This window comes from Streptomyces sp. CBMA152 (genome assembly GCF_014596475.1).
Lineage (GTDB): Bacteria > Actinomycetota > Actinomycetes > Streptomycetales > Streptomycetaceae > Streptomyces.
In genome coordinates, this window is record NZ_MECJ01000004.1 from 1 (window position 1) to 13,806 (window position 13,806).

Here is a 13,806-nt window from a genome sequence, read left to right on the forward strand (position 1 = left end):
GTCGGTGGGCGCGGCCGTCGCCCGGCTGGTGCGGCTGCGACGCCAGGGCCGTACCGGCGAGGCGCACGCCGTGCTGTGCGAGGCCGCCGCCGGCCCCGCCGATCTGCTGCCGGTGTTCGCCACCGAGTTGCACCGCGCCGGACTCGCCGCCGACTGGGCCACCCTGCTGTGGGAGGCCGCCTCGCTGCCGCCGGACCGGCTGGCCGAGGCCGCCGGGACACTGGCGGCGGCCGGTCAGTCGGCCGACTGCCATCGGCTGCTGCGCCAGGGCGTGGCCCGGCCCGCCGAGCAGATCGCGGACGCGGTGCTCGCCCTGCGTGATGCCGGGCGGGGCGTGGAGGCGGACACGCTGCTGAGCGTCTTCGTCCGGGTGCGCACCCCCGAGGACGCGGCGCACTTGGCGGCGCACGCCCCCGACAAGCTCGCGCCGCTGCTGCTCGCGGCCGCCTCGGAGGTCTCGGACGGGCGGCGACGGGACGTGGTCCATGCGTTCCGGGTGGCCAGAATTGCAACAGAACGTTGAAATTCCGGGATTGAGGGGGGCGTGCGGCTGGGCAGGGTCCGTAGCAATGGACATAGGACCCCGCACACTTCAGCCGAGCACGCCTCCGTCGCCCGCGCCTCGGTCGCGTACGCCCACCGTCGCCGCGTTCTTCGACGTCGAGGGCACGTTACTGGCGCTGTCCGCGCTCGACCCGGACGGGAAGGGCCCGCCACTGGGCCGGCTCTGGCACGCGCCGGTCCTGGCCGCCCTGCACGACCACGCGGCCCGGGGCCACCTTCTCGTCCTGGTGACCCCGTCGCCCGCCGAGGCGGTGGCGCCGCTCGCCGGTCACCTAGGGGTGGACGCGGTGCTCTGTTCCCGGCCAAGAGCGCCGATGCGCGGGCAGGGCAAGGGGTACGCGGCGCGCGCCCTGTTGCGCGAGCGCGCCATCCTCGCCGCCGGCTGCTACGCGTACGCCGACGAGGCGGCCGACCTTCCGCTCCTCGCCGAGGTGGGCCATCCGGTGGTCGTCGGCGACGACCCGGTGCTGCTGAGGCACGCCCGGCGCGGCAACTGGGCCCGGCTGCCCGCCCCCGTACCGAGGGAAACGTGATCGACTTCGTGGCGTAACGGCGATGGTCTTGCCACGGTGCGTGACGGGCTTTACCGTCTCTCCACACGCAATCTACGCGTGTCGATGCCTGGCTGACGGCCCGTCTAAGGAGCAGCTCATGGCCACTGTTGTCCGCGCCGCACTGGTCCAGGCCAGTTGGACCGGCGATACCGAATCCATGATCGCCAAACATGAGGAACACGCCCGCGAGGCGGCTCGGCAGGGCGCGAAGATCATCGGTTTCCAAGAGGTCTTCAACGCCCCGTACTTCTGTCAGGTGCAGGAGCCCGAGCACTACCGCTGGGCGGAGGCGGTGCCGGACGGGCCGACCGTGCGGCGCATGCAGGAGCTGGCGCGCGAGACCGGGATGGTGATCGTCGTCCCCGTCTTCGAGATCGAGGACGCCGGTTTCTACTACAACACCGCCGCCGTGATCGACGCGGACGGCAGCTATCTCGGCAAGTACCGCAAGCACCACATCCCCCAGGTGAAGGGGTTCTGGGAGAAGTACTACTTCAAACCGGGCAACCTCGGATGGCCGGTCTTCGACACCGCCGTCGGCCGGGTCGGTGTCTACATCTGCTACGACCGTCACTTCCCGGAGGGCTGGCGGCAGTTGGGACTCAACGGTGCCCAGCTCGTCTACAACCCGTCGGCTACCTCGCGTGGACTTTCGGCCTATCTCTGGCAGCTGGAACAGCCCGCCTCGGCCGTCGCCAACGAGTACTTCGTCGCCGCGATCAACCGGGTCGGCCGCGAGGAGTACGGCGACAACGACTTCTACGGCACCAGCTACTTCGTCGACCCGCGTGGCCAGTTCGTCGGTGAGAAGGCCAGCGACAAGGAGGAGGAACTCCTGGTCAGGGACCTCGACTTCGGGCTGATCGACGAGGTCCGCCAGCAGTGGGCGTTCTACCGCGACCGGCGCCCCGACGCGTACGAAGGGCTGGTGAAGCCGTGACCGCGCTCTTCGACCGCCATCGCGCGGTCATGCCCGAGTGGCTGGCGCTCTACTACCGCCACCCGATCGAGATCACCCACGGCGAGGGCCGTCACGTCTGGGACTCCGCGGGCAACCGCTATCTGGACTTCTTCGGCGGCATCCTCACCACGATGACCGCCCACGCGCTCCCCGAGGTCACCAAGGCCGTCGCCGAGCAGGCCGGGCGGATCATCCACTCCTCCACGCTCTACCTCAACCGCCCGATGGTGGAGCTCGCCGAGCGGATCGCCCACCTCTCCGGCATCCCGGACGCGCGCGTCTTCTTCACCACGTCGGGCACCGAGGCCAACGACACCGCCCTGCTGCTCGCCACCGCCTATCGCGGCTCCAACCAGATCCTGGCGATGCGCAACAGCTACCACGGCCGCTCGTTCAGCGCGGTCGGCATCACCGGCAACCACTCCTGGTCGCCCACCAGCCTCTCACCGCTCCAGACCCTGTACGTGCACGGGGGAGTGCGATCGCGCGGCCCCTACGCGGAGTTGAGTGACCGTCAGTTCATCAACGCGTGCGTGGCCGACCTGGAGGACCTGCTCGGCCACACCCGCGACGTCGCCGCCCTCATCGCCGAACCCGTCCAGGGCGTCGGCGGCTTCACCTCACCGCCCGACGGGCTCTACGCCGCCTTCCGCGAAGTCCTCGACCGGCACGGCATCCTGTGGATCAGCGACGAGGTGCAGACCGGCTGGGGCCGTACCGGCGACCACTTCTGGGGCTGGCAGGCGCACGCGCAGAACGGCGCGCCGGACATCCTCACCTTCGCCAAGGGCATCGGCAACGGCATGTCCATCGGCGGTGTGGTGGCGAGTGCCCGCATCATGAACTGCCTGGACTCCAACTCCATTTCGACCTTCGGCGGCTCCCCGGTCACCATGGCCGCGGGCCTCGCCAACCTCTCCTACCTCCTCGAACACGACCTCCAGGGCAACGCCCGCCGGGTCGGCGGACTGCTCCTCGAACGCCTGCGGGCCGTCGGCGCCCAGCTCCCCCTCGTACGCGAGGTGCGCGGGCGGGGTCTGATGGCGGGCATCGAACTGGTCAAGCCCGGCACGGACGACGCCCACCCGGAGGCGGCGGCCGCCGTATTGGAAGCGGCCCGCGAGGGCGGCCTCCTCCTCGGCAAGGGCGGCGGCCACAACACCAGCGTGCTGCGCATCGCCCCACCGATGACGCTGACGGTGGCGGAGGCGGAGGAGGGCGCGGCGATCTTGGAAAGGGCGCTGCGAAGCGTGTAGGGCCTGCGGCTCCGTAGGTGCCCAGCCCCCTTTTTTTATAGGGGCGCGGGGAACTGCGCGACCAGCCACAGCGGATCCGCAGACGAAAACCGCGCCCCCGAGCGGAGCGCGTCGTACGTGTACGAAGGGACAGCCCATGAGTACCCGCACACTCATCCGCGGCGGCCTGGTGATCACCGCCGCCGACGAAACACACGCAGACGTACTGATCGAGGACGGCCGCATCGCGGCCCTCGCCGCGCACGGCTCAAGCCCGGCGCAGAGCTGGACCGCCGACCGTACGATCGACGCGACCGGCAAGTACGTCATCCCGGGCGGCGTCGACGCCCACACCCATATGGAGCTCCCCTTCGGCGGGACCTTCGCCTCCGACACCTTCGAGACCGGCACCCGGGCCGCGGCCTGGGGCGGCACCACCACGATCGTGGACTTCGCCGTGCAGTCGCCGGGCCACGCGCTGCGCGAGGGCCTGGACGCCTGGTACGCCAAGGCCGACGGCCAGTGCGCCATCGACTACGGCTTCCACATGATCCTCTCCGATGTGAACGAGCACTCGCTCAAGGAGATGGATCTGCTGGTGGAGGAGGGCATCACGTCCTTCAAGCTGTTCATGGCGTACCCCGGGGTCTTCTACAGCGACGACGGCCAGATCCTGCGGGCCATGCAGCGCTCGGCGTCCAACGGCGGGCTGATCATGATGCACGCCGAGAACGGCATCGCGATCGACGTACTGGTGGAGCAGGCGCTGGCGGCCGGCCACACCGATCCGCGCTACCACGGCGAGGTCCGCCGGGCCCTGCTCGAAGCCGAGGCCACTCATCGCGCGATCCAGCTGGCGCGGGTCGCCGGGGCGCCGCTGTACGTCGTCCACGTCTCGGCCCAGGAGGCGGTGGAGGAGCTGACCGCCGCGCGGGACAAGGGACTTCCGGTCTTCGGCGAGACCTGTCCGCAGTATCTGTTCCTGTCCACCGACAACCTGGCGGAGCCCGGCTTCGAGGGCGCCAAGTACGTCTGCTCGACTCCGCTGCGGCCCGAGGAACACCAGGCCGCGCTCTGGCGGGGGCTGCGGAGCAACGACCTCCAGGTGGTCTCCACCGACCACTGCCCGTTCTGCTTCGTCGGCCAGAAGGAGCTCGGCCGGGGCGACTTCTCCAAAATCCCCAATGGTCTGCCCGGCGTGGAGAACCGGATGGACCTGCTCCATCAGGCCGTGCTCGACGGCCACATCAGCCGGCGCCGCTGGATCGAGATCGCCTGCGCCAGCCCGGCCCGGATGTTCGGGCTCTACCCGAAGAAGGGCACCATCGCGCCGGGCGCCGACGCCGACGTCGTCATCTACGACCCGCACGCCGAGCAGACCATCTCCGCCGAGACCCACCACATGAACGTGGACTACTCGGCGTACGAGGGCAGGCGGATCACCGGCCGCGTCGAGACGGTCCTCTCGCGCGGTGAACCCGTCATCACCGAGCGGGAGTTCACCGGCCGCGCAGGCCACGGCAGCTACACCCCGCGCGCCACCACCCAGTACCTCGGCTAGTGAGCAGGAGCAGCACCACATGGACTTCGGACTCGTCCTGCAGACCGACCCGCCGGCCTCGACGGTCGTCGGCCTGATGCGACGCGCGGAACGCAACGGCTTCCACTACGGCTGGACCTTCGACTCGGCAGTGCTGTGGCAGGAGCCGTTCGTCATCTACAGCCGCATCCTGGAGCACACCGAGCGGCTGCACGTCGGCCCGATGGTCACCAACCCGGGCACCCGGACCTGGGAGGTCACCGCCTCCACCTTCGCCACCCTCAACGACATGTACGGCAACCGGACCGTGTGCGGCATCGGCCGCGGCGACTCGGCGATGCGGGTCGCCGGACGCAAACCCAACACCCTGGCCCGCCTCGGCGAGGCCATCGGCGTCATCCGCGACCTCGCGGAGGGCCGCGAGGCCGAGGTCGACGGCCAGACGCTGAAGCTGCCGTGGGTCAGGAACGGCAAACTTCCCGTCTGGATGGCGGCGTACGGGCCCAAGGCGCTGGCCCTGGCGGGGGAGAAGGCCGACGGCTTCATCCTCCAGCTCGCCGACCCGTTCCTCACCGAGTGGATGATCAAGGCCGTACGCAAGGCCGCCTCGGACGCCGGACGCGACCCGGCGTCCGTGACGATCTGCGTGGCCGCCCCCGCGTATGTGAGCGACGACCTCGACCACGCCCGCCAGCAGTGCCGCTGGTTCGGCGGGATGGTCGGCAACCACGTCGCCGACCTGGTGTCCCGCTACGGCGAGCACTCGGGCCTGGTCCCGGAGGCGCTCACCGAGTACATCAAGGCCCGCCAGGGCTACGACTACAGCCACCACGGCCGCGCCGACAACCCCGACACCGCCTTCGTCCCCGACGAGATCGTCGACCGCTTCTGCCTGCTCGGCCCGGTCGAGGCGCACATCGAGAAGCTCAAGGCGCTGCGGGACCTGGGCGTCGACCAGTTCGCGGTGTACGCGATGCACGACGCCCGGGAGGCGGTCATCGACGCGTACGGGGAGCGGGTGATCCCGGCGCTGGCCTGACGTTTGCCTTCGTGTCGCGCCCCGGGAGCCGCTGGGGCGCGGCGCCAGCTGCTCACGCGTACCGCTCGACGCGCGCCCCCGCACGGCCCGTTCGCCTCCCCCCTCGCCCCTCCCCGAACGAAGGCCCGCCCATGACCGACACCGCCATACCGACGGACACCGCCCCGCCGGACGGCCGCTTCGCCAACGAGGATCTGCGGCCGGTACCGCCGGAGGAACGGTGCTGGACGACGTACAACTTCGCCGCCCTCTGGGTCGGCATGGCCCACAACATCCCGTCCTGGACGCTCGCCTCGGGCCTGGTCGCCCTCGGGATGGACTGGAAGCAGGCCGTGTTCACCATCGCGGTCGCCAATGTGATCGTGCTCGTCCCGATGCTGCTCACCGGGCACGCGGGACCGAAGTACGGCATCCCGTTCCCGGTGCTCGCCCGCGCGTCCTTCGGGGTGCGCGGCGCCAATCTGCCCGCGCTGATCCGCGCGGCGGTCGCCTGCTGCTGGTTCGGCATCCAGACCTGGATCGGCGGCCAGGGCGTCTTCGTCCTGCTCGGCAAGATCTTCGGCGGCTGGGCGGACGCGTCGGAGATCGGCGGCGAACCCTGGACGCTCTGGCTCTGCTTCGTACTCTTCTGGGCCCTCGAACTCGCCATCATCTACCGGGGGATGGAGACCCTGCGCCGCTTCGAGAACTGGGCGGCGCCGTTCGTCCTGGTCGGCGCGCTGGTGCTGCTGATCTGGATCGCCCACAAGGCGGGCGGCTTCGGCCCACTGCTCGACCAGCCCTCCAAACACGGCTGGGGCCGCGACTTCTGGCCGGTCTTCTTCCCGTCCCTGATGGGCATGATCGGTTTCTGGGCGACGTTGTCGCTGAACATCCCGGACTTCACCCGCTTCGGCAAGGGCCAGCGCGCCCAGGTCTGGGGCCAGACACTGGGCCTGCCGACCACGATGACGGCGTTCGCCCTGCTCTCGGTGCTGGTCACCTCCGGCTCGGAGGCGGTGTACGGGACGCCGATCTGGAGCCCGGTGGACCTGGTGGCCAAGACGGACAACGTCTTCGGCCTGCTGTTCGCGCTGCTGACGGTCCTGGTCGCGACGATCTCGGTCAACATCGCGGCGAACGTGGTCTCCCCGGCGTACGACCTCGCCAACCTGGCGCCTCGCTTCATCACCTTCCGCAGGGGCGCGCTGATCACGGGCGTGGTGGGCGTGGTGATCTTCCCCTGGAAGCTGACGTCGACGCCCGAGCTGTACATCTTCACGTGGCTGGGCGTGGTCGGCGGCCTCCTGGGCACCGTCGCGGGCATCCTCATCGCCGACTACTGGATCATCCGCCGCACGGTCCTGGACGTCGCCGACCTCTACCGCCCGGGCGGCCGCTACTGGTACACCGCCGGCTGGAACTGGCGCGCGGTGGCCGCGTTCACGGTCGGCGGCGTGCTGGCGGTGGGCGGCTCGTACTCCACGGTCGACCCGAAGGGCACCAAACAGGGCCCGTTCCCGGTCGACGGCCTGATCCCGCCCCTGAAACCGCTCGCGGACTACGGGTGGGCGGTGGGCCTCGGTTCGGCCCTGCTGGTGTACGTCGGATTGGTCATCGCGTCAGGATCAGTCCACAGCTATACGCACGGGCGTGACCTAGGCCCTCGGTGAGCGTGGTCGCGCCCGTCCCCAAAATGGCCGCGCACCACTTCCGTATGCCGTCCGGCGTGGTGTGCGGTACCCGCCTGCCGCCCGAGCTCTACGGCACCCTCCCCGTCCACTCCTCCGTGGAGAACTTCGTCTCCGCCAACTCCCGGGCCCGGGCCATCTCCTCGTCTGTCACCCGGCCCTCGGCCAGCCCGTACCGCGAGCGGAACGAGGTGATCATGCGGTCGATGACCGCCTCGCGGGGCAGGCCCGTCTGGCGGCGCAGGGGGTCGACGCGCTTCTTGGCGCTCTTGGTGCCCTTGTCCGAGAGCTTCTCGCGGCCGATGCGCAGGACTTCCAGCATCTTGTCGGCGTCGATGTCGTACGCCATCGTCACGTGGTGCAGCACCGCGCCGTCGTCCGCCACCACGCGCTTCTGCGCGGCGCCCGCGATCTTGCCCGCGTCCGTCGCTATGTCGTTGAGCGGCTGGTACCACGCCTTGACGCCCATGTCGCCGAGCGCGCCCAGGACCCAGTCGTCGAGGTAGGCGTACGAGTCGGCGAAGGAGAGGCCGGAGACCAGAGCGTCGGGGACCGACAGGGAGTACGTGATCGTGTTGCCCGGCTCGATGAACATCGCGCCGCCGCCCGACACCCGGCGCACCACCGTGATGCCATGGCGCTCGGCGGCCTCCGGGTCGACCTCGTTGCGCAGGGACTGGAAGCTGCCGATGACGACGGCGGGCGCGCCCCACTCCCAGACGCGCAGCGTCGGCGGGCGGCGGCCGGCCGCGACCTCGGCGGTGATGACCTCGTCGAGCGCCATGTGCAGGGCGGGCGACTGGGGGCCGTCGTGGATCAGCTGCCAGTCGTAGTCGGTCCAGTCCGTGGCATGCGCCAGCGCACGGCGGACCGCGACGCCGACCCCCTCCGCCGTCAGTCCGTACATCGTCGTGCCCGGTGGCAGTGCCGCCTCGATACGGGCCGCGAGCCCGGCGGCGTCCGTGTCGGCCGGGGCGCCCTCCAGCGCGCTGTTGATGGAGAGGATCGCCTCGTCCGGTTCCAGGAAGAAGTCGCCCGCGACCCGCACGCCGCTCAGGACCCCGTCCTCGACGTCCAGGTCCACCACCACGAGCTTGCCGCCGGGGACCTTGTACTCACCGTGCACCGTTGCGCCTCCATCCGTTCCGAGCGGAATCAACGTTACGGGCGGGGTCTGACATTCCGAGCCGGGCCTGTCTAGCCTGCTGGCATGTTCACCACCCGGCCCACCCTCCAGGGCACCTACGGCATGGTGTCCTCCACCCACTGGCTCGCCTCGCAGTGCGCGATGGCCGTTCTTGAGGACGGCGGGAACGCGTTCGACGCGGCCGTCGCCGCCGGCTTCGTCCTGCATGTCGTCGAGCCGCATCTCAACGGTCCGGCGGGCGAAGTACCGATCCTGCTGGCGCCCACCGGAGGCCCGGTACGGGTGCTGTGCGGGCAGGGGCCCGCGCCCGCCGGGGCCACCGTCGCGCACTACCGTGCGCTCGGCCTCGACCTGGTGCCCGGCACCGGGCCGCTGGCCGCCGCCGTGCCCGGCGCCTTCGACGCCTGGATGGTGCTGCTGCGCGACCACGGTACGAAGTCCCTCGCCGACGTCCTGAAGTACGCCATCGGGTACGCCGAGGACGGGCACCCGCCGGTCGAGCGGGTCGGCGAGACCGTGGAGAGCGTGCGCGCGTTGTTCGAGAGCGACTGGCAGTCGTCCGCCGAGATCTATCTGCCGGGTGGCCGGGCTCCGCGGCCCGGACAGCTGCTGCGCAATCCGGCCCTCGCGCACACCTGGCGGCGACTCCTCGCCGAGTCCGAGTCCGAGTGCGACTGCGAGTCCGCGTCCGAGTCGGCCGCCACGCGCGCGTCCGCCTCCGGTGACGCCCGGGTCCGCCAGATCGAGGCGGCCCGCCGCATCTGGCGCGAGGGGTTCGTTGCCCAGGCCCTGCTCGCGCAGTCCGCCCGCCCCACCCTGGACACCAGCGGCGAGCGTCACACCGGCACGCTGACCGCCGCCGACCTCGCCGACTGGTCCGCGTCGTACGAGGCGCCGGTGACGTACGACTGGAACGGCTGGACCGTCTGCAAGGCGGGCGGCTGGAGTCAGGGACCGGCGTTCCTTCAGCAACTGGCGCTGCTTCCAGGCGAGTTGCCGCCTTACGGCTCCGACGAGTACGTCCACCTTCTCGTCGAGGGGTGCAAGCTCGCCATGGCGGACCGGGAGGCCTGGTACGGGGACGCGGCCGAGGTGCCGCTCACTGACCTGCTCTCGGACGGCTACAACACGGCCCGGCGCGCGCTCGTCGGCCCGGCGGCCTCGTACGAGCTGCGGCCCGGCAGCCCCGGCGGCCGCATACCCCGTGTCGCCGAGCACGCCCTACGCGCGCGTGGCGCCGACTTCGCGTACGCACGCATGCCCGGCGCGGGAGAGCCCACCGTGGGGCCGGACGGGGCGACCCGGGGCGACACCTGTCATCTGGACGTCGTCGACCGCTGGGGCAACATGGTCGCCGCGACCCCGAGCGGCGGCTGGCTCCAGTCGAATCCGGTCGTGCCCGAGCTGGGCTTCCCGCTCGGCACCCGGCTCCAGATGACGTGGCTGGAGGAGGGCCTGCCGAACTCGCTGACCCCGGGCCGCCGTCCCCGTACGACCCTGTCGCCCTCGCTGGCGCTGCGCGGCGGTGTGCCGGTGCTGGCGTTCGGGACGCCGGGCGGGGACCAGCAGGACCAGTGGCAGCTGCACTTCTTCCTCGCGGTCGCGCTGGGCGCGCGCGTACGCGGCGGGCTCGACCTCCAGGGCGCGGTCGACGCCCCGAACTGGCACAACGACTCCTTCCCGAGCTCCTTCCACCCGAGGGTGACGCTGCCCGGCAGTGTCACCGTGGAGTCGCGGATCGGCGCGGCCGTGATCGACGGGCTGCGGCGGCGCGGACACCGCGTCACGGTGGGCGACGCCTGGTCGGAGGGGCGGCTGTGCGCGGTCGCGCGGGACCCGGACACCGGTGTGCTGTCCGCCGCCGCGAACCCGCGCGGGATGCAGGGGTACGCGGTGGGGCGCTGACCCGGGAGGTGGCGGAATAGAGTGGCCGCATCGCCCCGGCGCGGCAAATCAGCCAGATCTGCCGAGGTCACCTCGATGTCGGGCGTGGTTCAGATCACGTTCGCCGATTGTCAGTGGGGCATGTTTTGCTGGACGCATGATCGAAGGATTTCTCGCAGAGTTTCTGGAAGACCGGTCGTCCGACGTCGAAGAGGCGGTCCGCAAGGCGGCGGCCGTCGAGATCATGCCGCGCTTCCGCCAGCTCGCCGCGCATGAAGTCCTGGAGAAGAGCGGCCCGCACGACCTGGTGACGGTCGCGGACCGCCGGGCCGAGGAGTTTCTGACGCAGGCGCTGCCCGCGCTGCTGCCAGGGTCGGTCGTCGTCGGCGAGGAGGCCGTCGCGGCCGACCCGTCGTCGTACGACGCGCTCGGCGGCGACGCGCCGGTGTGGATCGTCGACCCGGTCGACGGGACGCGGCAGTTCGTGCGCGGCGAGGATGGCTTCTGCACCCTGGTGGCGCTGGCCCACCACGGCGAGGTGCTCGCCTCCTGGACGTACGCGGCGGCGCTCGACCTCATGGCGGTCGCGATACGGGGCCGGGGCGCGACGTGCAACGGTGTGCCGATCCGGTCCGGGGCGCCCGAGCCGGGCGCGGTGCTCGAAGTGGCCACGTCCCACCCGGACTACACGACGGACGACCAGAAGCGGGCCCTGCTCGGGCTGCGCGTGGCGGGCGTCGACCCGCGCCCGTGCGGCTCGGCCGGACTTGAGTACCTGGCCGTCGCGCGCGGTGAGCTCGACGCGGTCGCGTTCTCCTGGGAGTTGGCCTGGGACCACGCGGCGGGGCTGCTCCTGGTGGCGGAGGCAGGCGGGGCGGACGTGACCGTCGCGGGCGAGCCGTTCCGGATAACCGGTGGGAACGCGCTGCCGTTCACGGCGGCGCGGGACGCGGCGACGGCCGAGCGGGTGCGGGGGTTGCTGGCGGGGGAGTGAGCGGTCCCGCCCGGCCGGCGGCCACGTACGCCTCCGGCCGGGAAGGCGCCGGTTCAGGGCGGCGCTGCCGTGCACGAGGCGGTCCCGTATGCCCTCGGCCGGGCGGGGCACCCTCGCGCCCACCACGGCTGCCGCAGCCGCGCCCGCCCCACGGCGCCCGCAACCGCACCCACCCCCAAACGGATTGTCCGCGGCCCGGAATATGCTGGGTGTCTTGGCCACAAGGGCGTGAGGAGTCCAAGGTGCCGTCGATGCTGGATGCCGTCGTCGTGGGGGCGGGGCCCAATGGACTGACCGCCGCGGTCGAACTGGCCAGGCGCGGTCTGTCCGTTGAGGTCTTCGAGGCCAAGGACACCATCGGCGGCGGCGCCAGGACCCAGGAGCTGACCCTCCCCGGCTTCCGCCACGACCCCTGCTCCGCCGTGCACCCGCTGGGCATCGGCTCCCCGGCCTTCCGCCGGATGCCGCTCGACCGGTACGGCCTGGAGTGGCTGCACCCCGAGCTGCCCATGGCGCACCCGTTCGACGACGGCACGGCCGCCGTGCTCTCCCGCTCGGTCTCCGAGACTGCCGCCTCGTTCGGGCCGCGCGACGCGGGCACGTATCGCCGACTCGTGGCGCCGTACCGGGGCAAGTGGGATGTGCTGGCGCGCGACTTCATGTCGCTGCCGCTCACCGCGCTGCCCCGCGACCCCATCGGTCTCGCCCGTTTCGGCATCGACGGCCTCCCGCCGTACTCATGGCTGATGCGCCGCTTCCGCGACGACCGGGCGCGGGCGCTGATGGCCGGGCTGGTGGGCCATGTCATCGCCCCGCTGAACGGGGTGGCGACCTCCGCCGTCGGCCTGGTCTTCGCGCTCGCCGCGCACGAGAACGGCTGGCCGCTGCCGCGCGGCGGATCGCAGTCGATCTCGGACGCGCTCGCCGCGTATCTGCGTGACCTGGGCGGTTCCGTCCACACCGGCTTCGAGGTGAAGCGGCTGGACGACCTGCCGCCCGCGCGCGCGTACGTCTTCGACACCTCCCCGACCGCGCTCGCCCGGATCGCGGGCCTGGGCCGCGCGTACGCGGGGTACCGGTACGGGGCGAGCGTCTTCAAGATCGATTACGCCCTGGACGGCCCGGTCCCGTGGACCGCGGAAGAGCCGCGTCGGGCGGGCACCGTGCAGATCGGCCCGTCCAGCCGGGAGATCGGCGCCGCGCTCAGCCAGGCGTCCGGCGGCACCGCGCCCGAGACGCCGTTCCTGATCACCGCCCAGCCGAGCCTCGTCGACCCGTCCCGGGCGCCCGAGGGCAAGCACGTCTTCTGGGCGTACGGCCATGTCCCGAACGGCTGGGACGGCGACCTCACCGACGCCATAGAGCGGCAGATCGAGCGCTTCGCGCCGGGCTTCCGCGACCGGGTCCTCGCGCGTGCCACCGCGGGACCTCCGCAGCTCGCGGCGCACAACGCCAACTATGTGGGCGGCGACATCGCGTGCGGCGCGGCGAGCGGCCTTCAACTGCTGCTGCGGCCCACACTGTCCCTGTTCCCGTACACGACCAGGCACCCCTCGGTGTTCCTCTGCTCCTCCGCCACCCCGCCGGGCCCCGGCGTGCACGGCATGTCCGGGCACAACGCGGCGAAAGCGGTGTGGCGCGCCCTGCGAAAGGCGGACCAGAAGTGACGAGCCCCCTCTCGATCGTCCTGGTCCGGGGCGACATCACCGACCAGTCCGTCGACGTGATCGTGAACGCGGCCAACTCCTCGCTGCTCGGCGGTGGCGGGGTCGACGGCGCCATCCACCGCAGGGGCGGCCCCCAGATCCTGGCCGACTGCCGCAGGCTGCGCGCCTCGCAGTACGGCAAGGGCCTGCCGACCGGGAAGGCCGTCGCCACCACGGCAGGCCTCCTCGACGCCGACTGGGTGGTCCACACCGTGGGCCCGGTCTGGCAGCGAGACGAGGACCGCTCCGCCCTGCTCGCCTCCTGCTACCGGGAGTCCCTGCGGGTGGCGGGCGAGCTCGGCGCGCGGAGCGTGGCGTTCCCGGCGATCTCCACCGGGGTCTACGGCTGGCCGATGGACGACGGCGCCCGCATCGCGGTGCGTACCGTACGGCAGGCGGCCGCGGCTCCCGTCGAAGAGGTCCGGTTCGTCCTGTTCGACGAGACGGCGTACAGGGCATTTGAAGAGGCGCTGGCCACGCAAGGTTGATGTCGTATTTCTGCCAGCGCCGGG

Annotated in this window: 11 protein-coding genes and 1 pseudogene; 11 read left to right on the top strand and 1 reads right to left on the bottom strand. The window is 71.5% G+C overall.

Features of this window, described 5'->3' with window-relative positions; translation table 11 throughout:
* The 7 genes and pseudogenes from BG418_RS04445 to BG418_RS04475 all read left to right on the top strand — a co-directional run.
* Positions 1 to 523, top strand: a pseudogene (locus tag BG418_RS04445) (hypothetical protein); the annotation flags it as partial.
* A 46-nt stretch (positions 524 to 569) separates the two neighbouring features.
* The gene (locus BG418_RS04450) at positions 570 to 1,097 is read left to right on the top strand and encodes an HAD family phosphatase (protein WP_188272354.1); all 528 of its coding nucleotides are present in this window, start codon (positions 570 to 572) and stop codon (positions 1,095 to 1,097) included.
* A 118-nt stretch (positions 1,098 to 1,215) separates the two neighbouring features.
* Positions 1,216 to 2,058, top strand: coding sequence for a nitrilase-related carbon-nitrogen hydrolase (locus tag BG418_RS04455; RefSeq protein ID WP_188272355.1), 843 nt, complete (start codon positions 1,216 to 1,218; stop codon positions 2,056 to 2,058).
* On the top strand, positions 2,055 to 3,335 hold the full coding sequence (locus tag BG418_RS04460) for an aspartate aminotransferase family protein (RefSeq protein WP_188272356.1): 1,281 nt from the start codon (positions 2,055 to 2,057) through the stop codon (positions 3,333 to 3,335). Before BG418_RS04455 ends, BG418_RS04460 begins: the two co-directional genes overlap by 4 nt.
* A gap of 136 nt (positions 3,336 to 3,471) precedes the next feature.
* The gene (gene hydA, locus BG418_RS04465; RefSeq protein ID WP_188272357.1) at positions 3,472 to 4,875 is read left to right on the top strand and encodes a dihydropyrimidinase; all 1,404 of its coding nucleotides are present in this window, start codon (positions 3,472 to 3,474) and stop codon (positions 4,873 to 4,875) included.
* A gap of 19 nt (positions 4,876 to 4,894) precedes the next feature.
* Positions 4,895 to 5,893 (top strand): TIGR03842 family LLM class F420-dependent oxidoreductase, encoded by a 999-nt coding sequence (locus tag BG418_RS04470; protein WP_188272358.1) that lies wholly within the window; start codon positions 4,895 to 4,897, stop codon positions 5,891 to 5,893.
* Positions 5,894 to 6,024: 131 nt separating this feature from the next.
* Entirely contained in the window at positions 6,025 to 7,545 is a 1,521-nt protein-coding gene (locus BG418_RS04475; RefSeq protein WP_188272359.1) for an NCS1 family nucleobase:cation symporter-1, read from the top strand.
* 88 nt (positions 7,546 to 7,633) lie between these two features.
* Here BG418_RS04475 and BG418_RS04480 read toward each other — a convergent pair whose 3' ends face one another.
* Entirely contained in the window at positions 7,634 to 8,689 is a 1,056-nt protein-coding gene (locus tag BG418_RS04480; RefSeq protein ID WP_188272360.1) for a biotin/lipoate A/B protein ligase family protein, read from the bottom strand.
* Positions 8,690 to 8,773: 84 nt separating this feature from the next.
* On the opposite strand from BG418_RS04480, the gene BG418_RS04485 reads away from it, so the two are divergent.
* The 4 genes from BG418_RS04485 (at position 8,774) to BG418_RS04500 (ending at position 13,782) form a co-directional block, all read left to right on the top strand.
* The gene (locus tag BG418_RS04485) at positions 8,774 to 10,615 is read left to right on the top strand and encodes a gamma-glutamyltransferase family protein (protein ID WP_188272361.1); all 1,842 of its coding nucleotides are present in this window, start codon (positions 8,774 to 8,776) and stop codon (positions 10,613 to 10,615) included.
* Between the two features lie 136 nt (positions 10,616 to 10,751).
* Entirely contained in the window at positions 10,752 to 11,588 is an 837-nt protein-coding gene (locus tag BG418_RS04490) for an inositol monophosphatase family protein (RefSeq protein WP_188272362.1), read from the top strand.
* A gap of 242 nt (positions 11,589 to 11,830) precedes the next feature.
* The gene (locus tag BG418_RS04495) at positions 11,831 to 13,255 is read left to right on the top strand and encodes an NAD(P)/FAD-dependent oxidoreductase (protein WP_188272363.1); all 1,425 of its coding nucleotides are present in this window, start codon (positions 11,831 to 11,833) and stop codon (positions 13,253 to 13,255) included.
* Entirely contained in the window at positions 13,252 to 13,782 is a 531-nt protein-coding gene (locus BG418_RS04500) for an O-acetyl-ADP-ribose deacetylase (RefSeq protein ID WP_188272364.1), read from the top strand. The genes BG418_RS04495 and BG418_RS04500 overlap by 4 nt, the downstream gene beginning before the upstream one ends.
* The last annotated feature ends 24 nt before the right edge of the window (positions 13,783 to 13,806 follow it).